Annotated in this window: 10 protein-coding genes; 4 read left to right on the forward strand and 6 right to left on the reverse strand. The window is 37.3% G+C overall.

Annotated features, from left to right (window positions below; genetic code table 11):
* Positions 1-192: 192 nt before the first annotated feature.
* Genes NZ519_05905 through NZ519_05920 form a run of 4 tightly spaced genes read right to left on the reverse strand, consistent with a single transcriptional unit; the run spans position 193 to position 4,790 of the window.
* Positions 193-1,686 (reverse strand): GWxTD domain-containing protein, encoded by a 1,494-nt coding sequence (locus NZ519_05905; protein MCS7028284.1) that lies wholly within the window; start codon positions 1,684-1,686, stop codon positions 193-195.
* 17 nt (positions 1,687-1,703) lie between these two features.
* Complete coding sequence (locus tag NZ519_05910) at positions 1,704-2,450, reverse strand: hypothetical protein (protein MCS7028285.1); 747 nt, start codon at positions 2,448-2,450, stop codon at positions 1,704-1,706.
* 10 nt (positions 2,451-2,460) lie between these two features.
* A complete protein-coding gene (locus NZ519_05915; GenBank protein MCS7028286.1) occupies positions 2,461-2,910 on the reverse strand; it encodes a hypothetical protein in 450 nt (149 codons plus the stop codon).
* A 44-nt stretch (positions 2,911-2,954) separates the two neighbouring features.
* Positions 2,955-4,790, reverse strand: a complete 1,836-nt coding sequence (locus NZ519_05920; protein MCS7028287.1) for an ABC transporter ATP-binding protein/permease — start codon at positions 4,788-4,790, stop codon at positions 2,955-2,957.
* Between the two features lie 62 nt (positions 4,791-4,852).
* On the opposite strand from NZ519_05920, the gene NZ519_05925 reads away from it, so the two are divergent.
* From NZ519_05925 to NZ519_05935, 3 genes are read left to right on the forward strand one after another with little or no spacing between them, the layout of a single operon-like run.
* Complete coding sequence (locus NZ519_05925) at positions 4,853-5,026, forward strand: hypothetical protein (protein ID MCS7028288.1); 174 nt, start codon at positions 4,853-4,855, stop codon at positions 5,024-5,026.
* A gap of 39 nt (positions 5,027-5,065) precedes the next feature.
* Entirely contained in the window at positions 5,066-6,154 is a 1,089-nt protein-coding gene (locus tag NZ519_05930) for a PorV/PorQ family protein (protein MCS7028289.1), read from the forward strand.
* A gap of 15 nt (positions 6,155-6,169) precedes the next feature.
* Positions 6,170-11,239 carry a C25 family cysteine peptidase gene (locus NZ519_05935; GenBank protein ID MCS7028290.1) on the forward strand — a complete coding sequence of 1,690 codons (5,070 nt, stop codon included), beginning with the start codon at positions 6,170-6,172 and terminating at the stop codon, positions 11,237-11,239.
* A 59-nt stretch (positions 11,240-11,298) separates the two neighbouring features.
* Here NZ519_05935 and NZ519_05940 read toward each other — a convergent pair whose 3' ends face one another.
* Positions 11,299-11,427 carry a hypothetical protein gene (locus tag NZ519_05940; GenBank protein ID MCS7028291.1) on the reverse strand — a complete coding sequence of 43 codons (129 nt, stop codon included), beginning with the start codon at positions 11,425-11,427 and terminating at the stop codon, positions 11,299-11,301.
* 69 nt (positions 11,428-11,496) lie between these two features.
* Between NZ519_05940 and NZ519_05945 the strand changes: the two genes are divergently transcribed.
* Complete coding sequence (locus NZ519_05945; GenBank protein ID MCS7028292.1) at positions 11,497-11,751, forward strand: hypothetical protein; 255 nt, start codon at positions 11,497-11,499, stop codon at positions 11,749-11,751.
* Positions 11,752-11,764: 13 nt separating this feature from the next.
* Here NZ519_05945 and NZ519_05950 read toward each other — a convergent pair whose 3' ends face one another.
* Positions 11,765-13,987: an SBBP repeat-containing protein gene (locus tag NZ519_05950; protein ID MCS7028293.1), complete on the reverse strand. Its 2,223-nt coding sequence runs from the start codon at positions 13,985-13,987 to the stop codon at positions 11,765-11,767.
* Positions 13,988-14,356: the final 369 nt, after the last annotated feature.

The following is a 14,356-nucleotide window of genomic DNA, read 5'->3' on the forward strand; positions in this document are numbered from 1 at the left end:
AAGTACCGAAGCGAAGCGCAGTGCGGAATGCCCCGACCCTTGCGTCAGCAAGGGGCACGCCCAAAAAAATAAAATTATTCTCATACCTAAATAAAGACTTGCTTAATCAAAGGTCAAAAACAATCTACTTCGCTTGAAAATAACTAAAACAGCACAAGCTGAAAGCTTTACACTTCTAAAAAACCTTGCTAACTACTGCTCATCAGGTCTGCGAGGTACAATAGGATAGTTTGAACCGTAATTGCCAGGTAAAATGTTGTTGTCAGTATTAAGGTTAGGATTGACAGTTTTACCTCTTAGTACAGCTTCCCAACGGCTATTCTGCAATTCTCCATACAAGTCAGAATGAAGCAGACGTAAGTCATTAGTAGTATAATCCTTGTCATAAAATATGAAGCGTACATTAGCTTGTCCGTTAAGTTTATAGTAGTACCATATTTCATGTGGATAGGTGTTATTCTCTCGGGGTACAACTTGAATATCGTTAGGTAGTCCGTAGGTCAAGGCTACGCGCCCTCTATCTGTCAAATATCCCTTGCGTAATTGAGACTTATATTTTTCATTAACCAAATCTATGCGCTGCTTGTATTCCAACCAAGCTCTCATGCTTTTGATAGGGTCATTATCATTTCGCTTTAACCAAAAGTTATACAAAAATTTGCGTTTTTCATCTATATTAGACAAAGACTTGGCATAAGCTACTTCGGCTTCATCAGAAATATAACCAAGTGCATCAATATACATGTCTAAGTCTTTTTCGGAATAAGAATTGATAATGTTGTCCTCACTTAAATTGACACTTTTTGCTAGGTTTTTCTCTGCAAAAAGCCTATCAGCACGAGTACTATGTCTGTAAAAACCTACATTCGTTTGAGCTACTACATTTCCCGATTTATCCTGAACAATACAAGATAAAAAATACGATTGACTAATTAAGTCAGCAATAGGAAAGCGGTCCAATATCACAATAGGTGCATCTGTAGCCGTTTTTTTAACTCTATGTACATATTTTTCCAATATTTTGTTTGAACCTCTTGAACCTATACTAATGGTAATTAAAATAGGGTCATCTTTGGGTACTTTATTGGTTATGCCGTATAGTTCTGCGTAAAATGCTAAGGTATCCATGTTATCGCCATACATGGCATTGGGCTGAGGGTACATATCATAGCCTGCTTTTGAAAACTTATTCTTAGTCGTAGTTTTATGAAATGTAGATAAAAAGCTTATATCACTAAAACGGACTTCTTTTGGGTTGAAATCTATTTCAAAATCCGAAGTAACTTTCTGAATATCAGAAGGTTTATTGTTATCTTTTGATTGAATTTCTAGTTTATATTTTCCGTTTGGCAATTCGATTCGCTTCACATCTGTAAAGTAAAAATCTTCGCGTAGGTGTGTGGTATCTTTCAAATTTGGACTAAGCAGGTTGAATTTGTCTGCATATACTACGGCATTATTTGTGGCATTTTTAATTAAAAATAAAAACTCTACCGAGCCTTGATACAAACCATCAGCTTTTTTTTGATAGCGTATGCTTTTTCCTACGACCGAGATATAAAATTCGGCGTAGGGCATGTTATCCTGTGTATTAAACCGATTAAAGTTTATAATCACCCCCAGCGAGAAAACTTCCCCTCCTCCGCAACAGAACAAAAGCAATAGGGCAATTTTCCACAACCTCATTCAAACTGCAAATATACTCATTTTTTTTCAATCGTAGAAAGAACGTAGTAACTCAAATACCCTATATGCTCCTCAAAAAAACTTTCAATATCGTTAGTATTAGACTTTCCTTTGGATACAGCTACATCTCCGTACAAGAGCTCATTTTTAGGGCTATATAGGCAGTAGTGCAGCTTAACAGAACGATCAAAACGAGTGCCATCTGTAGCTACGCATACTTGATAGTTCGTTTTAATTTCTATTTGAGTGAGCAGTAAAATTTTTTCAACGTTGAATATTTGAGCAATACTATCTAAAAGTGTACTTCTAGATGGAAGAGCTTGGAGGTACTTTGTTTCTTTAAGGTTTTCTTGCCAACAGAGCTTATTTTTTTCCTGTAAAATTGACGAATTCTTTCTTAAAAAATTTACTAACTTAACATAGTTATGTTCCAAGTTGCTACTTTCTTCCAAACGAGTGGGAATAGCCTCTTTGTAATAACAAAATTTGAGATTATGCCAATCTTTGAATAATTTTTGATCTTCGGGATGCAAAGAGAGATACAAAGAAACAACCGTATAACGATAGCTCAAAGCATCTAATAAACCTTGCTCTACTTTTTGTTGTAGTAGTTTTCGCCATTCTGGTTTTGAAATTTTGTTTTTTTCACAAATAGTGTTATCACAATCTGAAAAGTGCAAAGAGGGCGCATAAGAAACTATCAAAATTCTTTCTTCAGATTGGGCAAAAACAAATGAGCTGATAAACCAGCAAACAAGTACCACATACACGTAGCTAAATGATACTTTTAGGTTTATCCTCATTGTTGTCAAGTGTATTTTGTTGTTCTGTATGTGATTTGTGTTCTACTTTGAACTCCTGATCACCCAAAGTAAGAGAACTTTTTATCTGATTTTCAGAGTTTTGCATGTGCGTATTTTTCATAATTTCTAATAGCTTTTTAGCATTTTCTTTCATAATTTCTTCTTCGCTAAGGGCATCTTTGTGTTTTTCTAAAAACATTTCGGTTTTTGCTTCATTTATTAAAGTTTCTTGCCCAAGTTTATCTATCCATTCTTGAGTGTCATCATTTGAAGTCATGTTTTCCAATTCACTCATTGCGTTGTTGAGGGATTGCATTTTTTTAGCTTGTTTAATTTGTTCAAGAAACGCTTTGCGCTTTTTTAATTCGTTAAGCTCTTCCTCTTTTAGACGTTTTATCCTTTCTTCGTTTGTTTCTTTCATACTAATTCATCTTTTTACAAAAATACAAAAAATCAAGCACAGGATTAAGATAGAAATGGAATTTGCATCATAGAAAGATACTTGTAATAGAGTCCACCTTTTTGGGATAGTTCTTGGTGTGTCCCCATTTCCACGATTTTGCCTTTCTCTAATACCACAATTCTATCAGCATTTTGAATAGTAGATAACCGATGTGCAATTACAATACAGGTCCTTCCTTTCATCACAGTGTATAGTGCTTCTTGGACTAACTTTTCAGATTCATTGTCTAAAGCAGAAGTAGCTTCATCTAAAATTAAAATTTCAGGATTTTGGAGTATAGCTCTGGCGATACAAATACGTTGTTGCTGTCCGCCTGAAAGTTTACTTCCCCTTTCGCCAACGTAAGTATGATAACCTTTTTCAGTTTGTAAAATAAACTCGTGAGCATTAGCGACCTTAGCCGCTTCAATTACTTCTTCCATAGTAGCATCGGGTTTTCCGTATCTGATATTGTTGAGTATAGTGTCGTTGAACAAAATAGGATGTTGTGTTACAATCCCAAAATGACTTCTATATGTACTGATATCAAACTGCTTGATATTGATATCGTCAATCAAAATTTCACCTGCTTGCACGTCATGAAATCGTGGTAAAAGATCGGCTAAGGTAGTTTTTCCGCTACCGCTGGGACCTACCAAAGCAATAATTTCTCCCCTTCGGATAGTGAGGTTAATCCCTTGTAAAATGCTTTTTTCTCCGTAAGAAAAATGAACATTTTTATATTCAATAGTAGTAAAATTTTTCGGAAAGGGTACAGGTTGGCTTACATTGATAATTGTAGGAACGGTATCTAAAAGCTTAAAAATTCGCTCCGAAGATGCGGTACCCTTAGCAATATCCCCCAAAGCTATCCCAATTCCCTTTATAGGAGGTAAAAGTTGTGAAAAAATACCAATGTACGTCAAAAACAAAGCTGCCGTCATTTGGTTAGTACCATGAATAATCAAGCTACCACCGTACAATAAAACGACTACGATAATCACCACTGATAAAGTTTCGGTCAAAGGTTGTACTAATTCTCTACGCCTGTAAACTTTCTTGTAAGTTTGGTAGTAAGCATCATTTTCTTTGTTAAATTTTTCTTGTTCTCTTTTTTCAGACACAAACGCTTTTACAATACGCATACCTACAATTACTTCATCTACTATGCTTATCAAACGGCTAAGTTTATCCTGTCCTATACTTGCGTTTTTTTTTAGTGTTTTAGATACGCGACTGATAGCATATCCGCTGATAGGTAAAATCAATAACACGAATAAAGTTAGCTTCCAACTGATAAAAAACATTGCCATTAACAGGCTTGTGGCTACTAATGGATGCCTAATCAATCCTTTGAAACTACCTACTACGCTGCTTTGTACTTGTTCAATGTCTGAAGTCATGCGTACAATCAATTCCCCTTTGCGCTCATCGGTAAAATAAGATAAAGAAAGTTGAGTCAAGTGTTCAAAAATAGCTTTACGAAAATCTCTTACGATTCCACCTTCTATAATGGCTAAAAAGTAGGTAACTAAATACGCAAACAGGTTTTTGAGCAAAAAGACTACAAACAAAATTACGCAAAGCAGATACAAAGTGTGCATTCTACCGTGATTTTGAATGTAGGTAAGCAGTTTGTAGTATGCGTATTCTTTGATGGAGTTGGTATTCCAAAGGCTAACTTCTTGAGGTTGTTTAATTTTGAGATTAGTGTCAAATAGGGTGTCCAAAAAAGGGACTAAGGTTGCAAAGCTCGCTAAATTGAAAATTACAAAGAATATCAAGCATACAAACATTGCGATGATACTTTTCCAATAAGGTCTGCAGTAGGATAGTACCCTTAGCGATAGCCTAAGCATACATTATTTGTGCAAAAAAACATAATTCTAAACCTATGTGCAAATGAACTTTTTTAGTTTTTTTGGGCGTGCCCTTGTGGGCGTTTCGCTTGCGCTCATGCCCACAAGGTCGGCGTGCTACGGGCTACGTGCGGAATGCCCCGACCCTTGCGCAGCAAGGGGCACGCCCAAAAAATAAAAAACTAACATTGAATTGTATATTCGTTTTTAGCTACACGCATAATCTAACTAAATAAAAATTTCGTATCTTTACGTACTGTTATATAACGAAAAATATGTTTCGTAATCTCTTTGGTTTTGCTCTGCTACTTTGGTCAAGCTATATTGTAGCACAAACCCCTAAATACAGCAATGAGTTTATGAGTATAGGTGTAGGCGCTAGGGCATTAGGCATGGCAGGCGCTTACGCCGCAGTTACTAACGATGTGTATTCTGGATATTGGAACCCTGCAGGATTAAGCTTTGCATCTCGAAAACCTGAATTTGCCCTAATGCACGCCGCTTACTTTGGTAACATTGCAAATTTTGACTATATCGGAGCAGCTATTCCCATAGATAGCATCAATCACTTTGGAATATCAGGTATCCGTTTGGGAGTAGATGATATCCCTAACACTTTAGATCTTGTTGCTCCCGATGGTAGCATAGACTACAATCGCATAAAATCCTTTTCTACTTCTGACTATGGTATTCTACTTTCATACAGCCGAAATCTAAATTACAAAATACCTGGTTTAAGTGTAGGGGCAAACGCTAAGATTATCCACAGAAATGTAGGTCCTTTTGCTACAGCTTGGGGCTTTGGATTAGACGCAGGGGCTATTTACAAGAAAAATGGCTTTATCTACGGCTTAATGGCAAATGATATTACTACCACTTTCAACGCTTGGTCTTTTAATACCGAAACTTTTGAACAGCAATTTATTCAAACAGGTAATGAAATTCCTCAAAACTCTATTGAAATTACTTTACCTAGCTTTACTTTCAGCGCTGCTAAGAATTTCAAACTATCCGAAAAATTTAATTTGCTTGGCGCAATAGCACTTAAAACTACCACAGACGGCAGGCGGAATACAATTATTCAAACTAATTTTATTTCTGCTGACCCAAAAGCAGGTATTGAAGTAGGTTACATCAATAAGCTTTTTCTGCGTGCAGGCATAGATAACCTACAATACTATACCCAAGACAACAACAAGCGCTACCTGACAGTACGCCCCAATTTAGGCGCAGGAATTACCTTTATGAATTTTACCATAGACTACGCCATCTCTGCACTTAATTTTGGGGGCGCAGGCAGTACTTTATACACACATATATTCTCTTTGAAATTTATTTGGGACAAACAAATGTTAATACAATAAATTTTGTATCTTTACATGAGTTTTCGCTTCTGTGTACAAAAAGCCATGAAAAAAAATGTGTTTCTATACTTGCTTTTGTGGAGTCTTTGTGCGTATAGCCAAGATTACGCAAATGCATGGATAGATTACACAAACAAAAACAAAAAATACGTCAAAATTCAAGTAGTAGAAGAGGGGATTTATCGCGTAAACTACAATCAGGTAAGTATTATAGGCAATCCGAACATTCAAAATATACAACTTTTTTATCAAGGTAAAGAACAACACATCCGAGTAGTAGATGCTAATGGTAATAACATCTTTGATAATCCTGACTACATTGAGTTTTATGGTAACCACAACAATGGGCTAGATGACCGATATTTGTATAATCCTGCTTTGCATCCCCAATTTCAAAAATCTTACAGGCATTCCTTATTCACTGACAGCGCAAGCTATATTCTAACCTATTCTACCACAGCTATAGGCAAACGTTACACAGATGTCAATATTACTTCTGCCGCACCTGCTTTGAACGACTACTGGCATACTAGCTATGTAGAACCTATTAACTATTACGTATATCACACTGGTTCAACAGATGGTACCTTCTACGATGATTTAAGTTCAGATTACACGTTAGGCGAAGGCTGGTTTGGTCCTGAATACGGATACAATGGTAGTGCTAGCTTCTATATTCCTACCAAACATATTGTTACTTCTGAACTTAACCCTGCTAAACTAACTGTAAAAATATACTTTGCTTCGGATTACAAACATGGTAGTCCGATTGACCATGCCACAGATATCTTAATAGGTTCTACGGTAGTATGCCCACCTCAAACAGGGAATGGCTACAGCTATCGCTATTTTTACAACAATACTTTATCCCACAGTTTGCTAACAGAAGGCACTACCGTAGTTACAGCTCGTGAAAGAAGCGATTTGTTATCTCCTGATGTAGATACTGATAATAACGCCCTATGCTGGGCAAGCATACGCTATAAACGTACTTTTGAAATAGACAATCACACGGTTTGGTATGCTAATATACAAGGTACGGCTTTAGGTAACCGAAGTATTACTTTCATTACAGCGTATCCTATTAACGCTGCCCAAGCTTGTTACTGGGATACTCTACACAAAAGACGGATTTTAGGCAGCGTCATAGGTAATCAATTCACGGCAGTATTTCCTGCTACTCCAACAGATAGCACCGCAGGCGTTTGGATAAATGAGGTAAAAACCCCTGCACGTATTAGTGAATGTACATTCGCTTATTTGTATGAAGATGGTAGCCAAAACTATGATTATATCATTTTTACTAGCCGTGATCTTGCAGTTTCCGCTGAAAATTACAAAAACTATCGCCAAAGTATAATGGGTGGAAGCTACAAGGTAAAAATTTACTATGTAGATGAACTCTATAATGAATTTGCTTATGGACATTACACACCTTTAGCCTTAAAACGTGCAGGTAAGGTGATGAGTAAAGTATGGACTAACCCACCTAAATACCTACTTTTATGGGGCAAAGCTGTTACAAACGCTCGAGACCCTAAATATGATCGCGTACCTACTTACGGTTATCCTGCTAGCGACATTGACTTTGTAGCTAATTTTGACTATAGCATGCTATCAGGCAATTTTAACTACACTATTTCCGTAGGTAGAATGTGTGTACTCAATGATACAGAAGGAAATAATTACCTGCAAAAGGTTATAACACATGAAAGCTTAACTTTTCAACTGTGGATGAAGGAAGTTTTACATTTAGGCGGAGGAGGAAATCTTGGCGAACAGACGGCTATTAAGAATTGTTTGGAAGCAAATAGATTGAAAGTAGAAGGAATTTATTTTGGCGGACATGTAAGCTCTCTATTCAAAACTTCAGCGCTCCCTATACAAACTAATTTGGCTTTAAGCGTAAAACAACGTATTGAAAATGGTGCATCTATGCTCACTTTTTTTGGACACTCCTCCAGCACTAAATATGACATTGCTCTTGATGACCCCGAAACTTATACAAATACAGGTAAATATTTCCTTTTGATTGCCAATGGATGCTACTCAGGTAAGTTTAATACTTGGACTATATCCACAGGTGAACAATTTACCAAAATTGCCAATAGGGGCGCCATTGGATTCATGGCTTCCTCATCAGAAGGTTATTTAGGCGAGCTGGCTATTTTTACAAATACTTTCTACGATGTAATGTACGTAGACACTGCTTTTAAGAAAGCCAGCTACGCAGATATTCTCAAAGAAACCAACCGTAGGTATGGTATAAGTTCACCCTCACGTGTAAATCATGTGCGACAAATTAACTTTCAAGGAGATCCTGCTGTAAAAAGACACCTACCTAATAAGCCTGATTACGAAGTATTAAGCAATGGTATTTATTTCACTCCTGCTAACTTCGGGGCACTAGATAACAGTGTTACTATCAACGTAATCATAAGAAACAACGGATTAGCTACACGAGATAGCTTTTTTGTAGACATAGAGCGTACTGCACCTAATGGCACAACTGCTTTACTCAAAAGAATTAAAAGTGGTCCTATTCCTTTTATGGATACACTTCATATTGAAATTGTAACTAAGGACGCAGAAAAAGCAGGCGAAAATCGATTCTGTGCCATTGCAGATCCTAATAACATCATCTCTGAAAGCAATGAACTTAACAATCGTAACTGTATAGACAAATTTATTCCCAATAACAATGTCTTTATCTTATTTCCCCCTCGTTTTTCTATTGTTAATCAAGTCATGCGCCCAGACAGTTTAGTAGCAGGTGCATTAGACTATGAAAACAGAGGCTTAAGATATCTATTTGAGATAGATACTGTACCTTTCAAACCCAGTATTATCCATTCAGGTGGGAGCTATTTAGTTTCTCCACCTATTCCAGGTAACCGCTATCGTGGTGTATGGAATGTAGATTTAATGCCAATTATCGGTAATAGGGATAGTGTAGTATTTTTTTGGCGAGTAAAATTGGATTTACCTAACTCAGATTGGGTAGAGTCTTCTTTTATATACATTAAAAACAGCCCAGGGGGTTGGGCACAAGCTAAGCCTTCTCAATTCTACAAAGGTACAGGATACCGAGTGGACATAGACGAAACCACAGATTTATGGTCTTTTGTCCCTAATTATGCCCTTTTGAAAATTAGTACAGGGGGGGCAAGCGCAGGAATTATGGGTACCTATGATATGAATGGAGTTACAGAACTAGCAGGAAACGTTTGCCACAACACTGTCAACTTAATTGTAATAGACCCTGTTACCCTTAAAGCTAGACGCCATTTAGGTCCTATGGGATGCGTTTATTTTAATGATCCCATGCTGGTTTTTGACGTTTCTAGCACTTTAGGACAGAACCAATTAGCAGATTATATTCAAAATAACATTCCTAACGGGCATTTTGTAGTTGCATTTAATAATTTCTACACTGACCCTAAATCATGGAATGCAAATTTAATCAATGCTTTTGAGAGCATTGGCAGCGCAAATATCAGCAACATAGAACCAGGAGCGCCTTGGGTAATATCGGGTAGAAAAGGCGCAGCCATAGGAACAGCTGAAGAATACACTTACAACGCTAGTGATACCACTCACTACACAAGACAAAAACTCTATGTTACTTTACCTATTAAAAGCTATTGGTACGAAGGTACGCATACTTCAGAAACCTTCGGACCCTCTAGCACTTGGCAAGACCTACATTGGCAACATCATGATTTAGACGCAGGAGATAAATGCCCTGTTTCTGTTTGGGGAATTAAAAAAGATGGTACAGCAGTAAAGTTGATAGACAAGTCCTTTGCAAAATCTAATACCAATTTGAGCAGCTTAATAGATGCAAACTTATATCCCCGTATACGCTTGATGGCAGAAATGTCAGACTCATTAAATCGTACTGCACCTCAACTAGATAAATGGATAGTTTCCGCTGGACCTGTTCCCGAAGGTACACTTGACCCTACTTTCTACGAACTCACTCCCAAAAACGCAGAATTAGATGAAGGGGATGAACTAAAAGTAAAAATTGGTTTCAGAAATATCAGTAATTACAGTTTTGCTAAACCTATCAAAGTCCACATAAAAATTTTGACTTCTAACAATGCCCTTAAATTGATAGACAGTCTATATCTTCCTGCTTTGACCAAAGAAGGCACTCCCACAGATACAGCCACATTTCAATATGTTTTCAACACAGGTAATTACCCTGGCAAAAATGTTCTATATATTGATGTCAATCCAAATGATGACCAATTAGAGCTATATCATTTCAATAATGTGTTAGCCATTCCTTTTTATGCTAAACCAGATACAAAAAATCCAATTGTAGATGTTACTTTCGATGGACACTACATTTCTAATGGGGATATTGTTTCACCCACGCCCGAGATAAAAATTACTCTCACAGATGAAAATAAATACTTTCTCATGCAAAATGACTCATTGTTCATTTTGCAGCTCTCTTACTACAAAAATGTATTTGACACCACTATTATTTTATACTATAATGCCGTAGTCAACCGCAGACCCAGCGAAGTAACCTTTTATCCTGCTAAAAGTGCCAAGCCCAACCAAGCCACAGTAATATGCTTACCTAAACGGCTACAAGATGGGCGTTACCGATTAAGTATTTTTGCCCAAGATAGAAAACAAAATATATCGGGCTTACCTGATGCCACTAACATAGATAAAAACGGATGGTATAACATTGACTTTGAAGTTGTCAGTAAAACGTCTATTACTAATGTACTCAACTATCCTAATCCTTTCTCTACTAGTACGAGATTTGTGTTTAACCTTACAGGCGAACAAATTCCTGATGTATTTAAGATACAGATTTACACGGTTACAGGTAAGTTAGTCAAGGAAATAGATTTAAAGGCTATGGGCGAGGTTAAGTTGGGCAAAAATATTACTCAATATGCTTGGGATGGTACAGATGAATTTGGCGATAAATTAGCTAACGGTGTATACTTCTACAAAGTGAATGCAAAAATTAACGGCAAACCGATAGAAGTTCGTGAAGACAAAACTAGTCAGTATTTTAAAAACGGTATAGGTAAAATGTACATTATGCGATAAGTTAAAACTAAGCTCAAATTTTTGCCTTCGTAAGGTATTTTTTAGTTCTAAAAATAGTTTTAGTTTTTGGGCGTGCCCTTGCCCACACTGCACTGCGCTTGTGTGGGCAAGGTCGGCGTGCTTCGGGCTACGCTATCGCTTCGGTGCTTCGCTGCGCTCCGCACTGGGCTAACGCCCACCCTCCGCATGCCTCACGCAAAGGATCTCTGAAAAAGCCATTTCTCTGTTTCTTATGCAAGGTTTTAGCTTGTTAGTACTTGTACCTCAAGCTTAAACGAGGTAAAGACATAATTGCAAAAGTCAATTGCGTGAGGGGCATGGAGCATGCCGTTAGGCAGTGCGAAGTGTTAGCGAAGCACCGAAGCGAAGCGCAGTGCGGAATGCCCCGACCCTTGCGCAGCAAGGGGCACGCCCAAAAAAATAAAATAAGCTATCAGACTTACTATATTGTTTGTAAAGTCTATTATACAAATATTAAAAAAGCCCTGCAAAATGTACGCAGGACTTTTTAACTATATCAGCTTTTTATTCTACTACAAATTTCTCTGTCTTGCCTTGTTTTCTATCTCGGATAATATAAACTCCAGCAGGTAAATTTAATTCCACAGTGTTTTTACCTTGGGGCAAAGTTTGAACCTTCAACACTTTACCCGAAACATCAGCAATTTCATACTCTTGAATAGTACTTGTGTGGTTCTCTATAACAATATAGCTTTGTGCAGGATTAGGATACAAACTAAAATAGCTTTGAATACTAATAGCACTTTCTTGTATTTGAGTTACAGTAAGATTTATCTTTGTAACAAAAGCATCATATCCTCCTGCGTTAGTGGTCTGAAAAGTACCTGAGGTAATATCATAGTTAGTGGATTTTGTCATCCCTGCTATGTATGCAGTATTGGTGCCTTCTACGAATATAGCGTATGGCTCATCTGAATCACTTCCTCCGATATAAGTAGAATACAACAAACTGCTACCTGTTACATCAAGTTTGGTAACAAAAGCATCCCAGTTTCCTGCGTTTGTGGTTTGGAAAGCGCCCGAGGTAACATCATAGTCAGTAGATTGCGTCTGACCTGTTATATAAGCGCATCCTGTATTATCTACAAATATATCCCTACCAAAATCATTACTTGCCCCTCCAATGTAGGTAGAATACACTAAACCATTACCTGATGAATTAAGCTTTGTAACAAAAACATCATTTCCGCCTGAATTTGTAGATTGAAAGGCACCTGAAGTGGTATGGTAATCGGTTGATTGTGTTCTGCCTATTATATAAGCGTTATTACTGCCATCTACAAATATACCGAACGCAAGATCAAACGCCCCTCCCCCAATATAAGTAGAGTACAATAAACCACCCGTAGCACTAAATTTACTAACAAAAGCATCCCATAAGCCTCCTCCATGTGTAGTTTGGAAAGCACCTGAAGTAATATCATAATCAGTTGAATTTGTAGAACCGGTTACGTACGCACAGCCAGTATTATCTACGAATATATCTCTGCCATAGTCATCACCAGTACCACCTATATAAGTAGAGTACAATAGACCACTACCTGAAGCATTGAGTTTAGTAATAAAACCATCATACCATCCCCCAGCATAGGTTGTTTGAAGAGCACCTGGGGTAGTATCATAATCGAGTGAAGAAGTGTTGCCTGTTATATACGCACATCCTGAATTATCTACGAATATTTTTCTACCAATATCTTCATTATTTGTTCCTCCAATGTAGGTAGAGTACACTATACTACTACCTGTGGCATTAAACTTTGTAACAATGACGTTGCTAAATCCTCCGCCGTATGCTGTTTGAAAAGCACCTGATGTAGTATAATAGTTGTTTGAAGAACTTTGACCTGTTATATAGATATGACCATTACTATCTACAAATATACCATGACCTGCATCAAAATCATTTCCTCCAATGTAAGTTGAGTACAGCAAGCTACTGCCTGTAGCATTGATCTTTGTAACAAAAGCGTCCCAAGTTCCTGTTCCATGTGTAGTTTGGAATGCGCCTGGAGTAGTGTCATAATCAGTTGATTGTGTCCTGCCTGTTACAAATGCACAGCCTGTGTTATCTACGAATATGTCATAGCACTCTTCATTGCTACCCCCACCAATATAAGTAGAATACACTAATGGATCTATTACCATCAGTTTGCTCTTATCATACTGACCTATTGCAATTTGCCAAAAATCCCCATCTTTAATAAATTTACTGTTAATTATGTGGTTATCTTGGTAGGTATGTAAGTCTGTTAGCGATACTTCTCCAAAACGAGTAGTAAAGCATAGTTCTTGATGGCTCTTAGTGTAGGCGTTGTACTGTCCATGTAGCTTGAATTTAATTTGAGAGACATCTGCATAAGGTTGAACGATAAAGTCATATCGTAGTTTACCATTATCAAAGTAGTACCTTATGTCTATACCTTGGTATACATCTTTTATTAGGGCTTCTTTGTACAGACCTACATAAGTAGCGTGTTTGCTTTCATCGTTACCAATGAAATAGTTGTAGTATCCTTCTTGTTGTTTTTTGCCTTCTCGTATAGGATTAGGGTTGTGGTTTTGGAGTTCAAATAATACTCTATGACCAACTAAAATTTCATTTTTAGCGTTACAATCAAATTCATCTTTATGGGCTGAGCGTACTAAGTCCGTAGCCGCAGGTTGCTCTATTTTGTAGAAAGTGTAATTTACCCCATACTTAGTAATCCACGCGTCTAAGCCGCTCATTCGGCAAAGATACAATACATCGCTGTGCCATTGACCTCTATTTTCAATAAAAAATAATCGGTCCGATTTTCTTAACTTACTTTGATCTTGGCTATTTTGCCCAGATGCTATCACGAAGTTAAAAACAGCAAAAATGATAAGACTTAATTGGATTTTCATAGTTATTAAATGTAAGTAAGAATGTGCAAAGTTAAATTTTATTTTGAAAAAAGCAAATTATACCGTATTAGAACTAATATAAGATACTGAAAATCAATTATTTTTTTTGGGCGTGCCCTTGCCCACACTGCGCTGCGCTTGTGTGGGCAAGGTCGGCGTGCTACGGGCTACGCTTTCGCTTCGGTGCTTCGCTGCGCTCCGCACTGGGCT

The organism is Bacteroidia bacterium (assembly GCA_025056095.1).
GTDB lineage: Bacteria > Bacteroidota > Bacteroidia > JANWVE01 > JANWVE01 > JANWVE01.

What these genes read in the sequence shown, in the direction of transcription:
- NZ519_05940 (MCS7028291.1), bottom strand. Translation starts at nt 11,427, where the DNA reads ATGCGGAGGGTGGGCGTTAGCCCAGTGCGGAGCGCAGCGAAGCACCGA.
- NZ519_05915 (MCS7028286.1), bottom strand. Translation starts at nt 2,910, where the DNA reads ATGAAAGAAACAAACGAAGAAAGGATAAAACGTCTAAAAGAGGAAGAG.
- NZ519_05920 (MCS7028287.1), bottom strand. Translation starts at nt 4,790, where the DNA reads ATGCTTAGGCTATCGCTAAGGGTACTATCCTACTGCAGACCTTATTGG.
- NZ519_05935 (MCS7028290.1), top strand. Translation starts at nt 6,170, where the DNA reads ATGAGTTTTCGCTTCTGTGTACAAAAAGCCATGAAAAAAAATGTGTTT.
- NZ519_05950 (MCS7028293.1), bottom strand. Translation starts at nt 13,987, where the DNA reads ATGAGCGGCTTAGACGCGTGGATTACTAAGTATGGGGTAAATTACACT.
- NZ519_05930 (MCS7028289.1), top strand. Translation starts at nt 5,066, where the DNA reads ATGTTTCGTAATCTCTTTGGTTTTGCTCTGCTACTTTGGTCAAGCTAT.
- NZ519_05905 (MCS7028284.1), bottom strand. Translation starts at nt 1,686, where the DNA reads ATGAGGTTGTGGAAAATTGCCCTATTGCTTTTGTTCTGTTGCGGAGGA.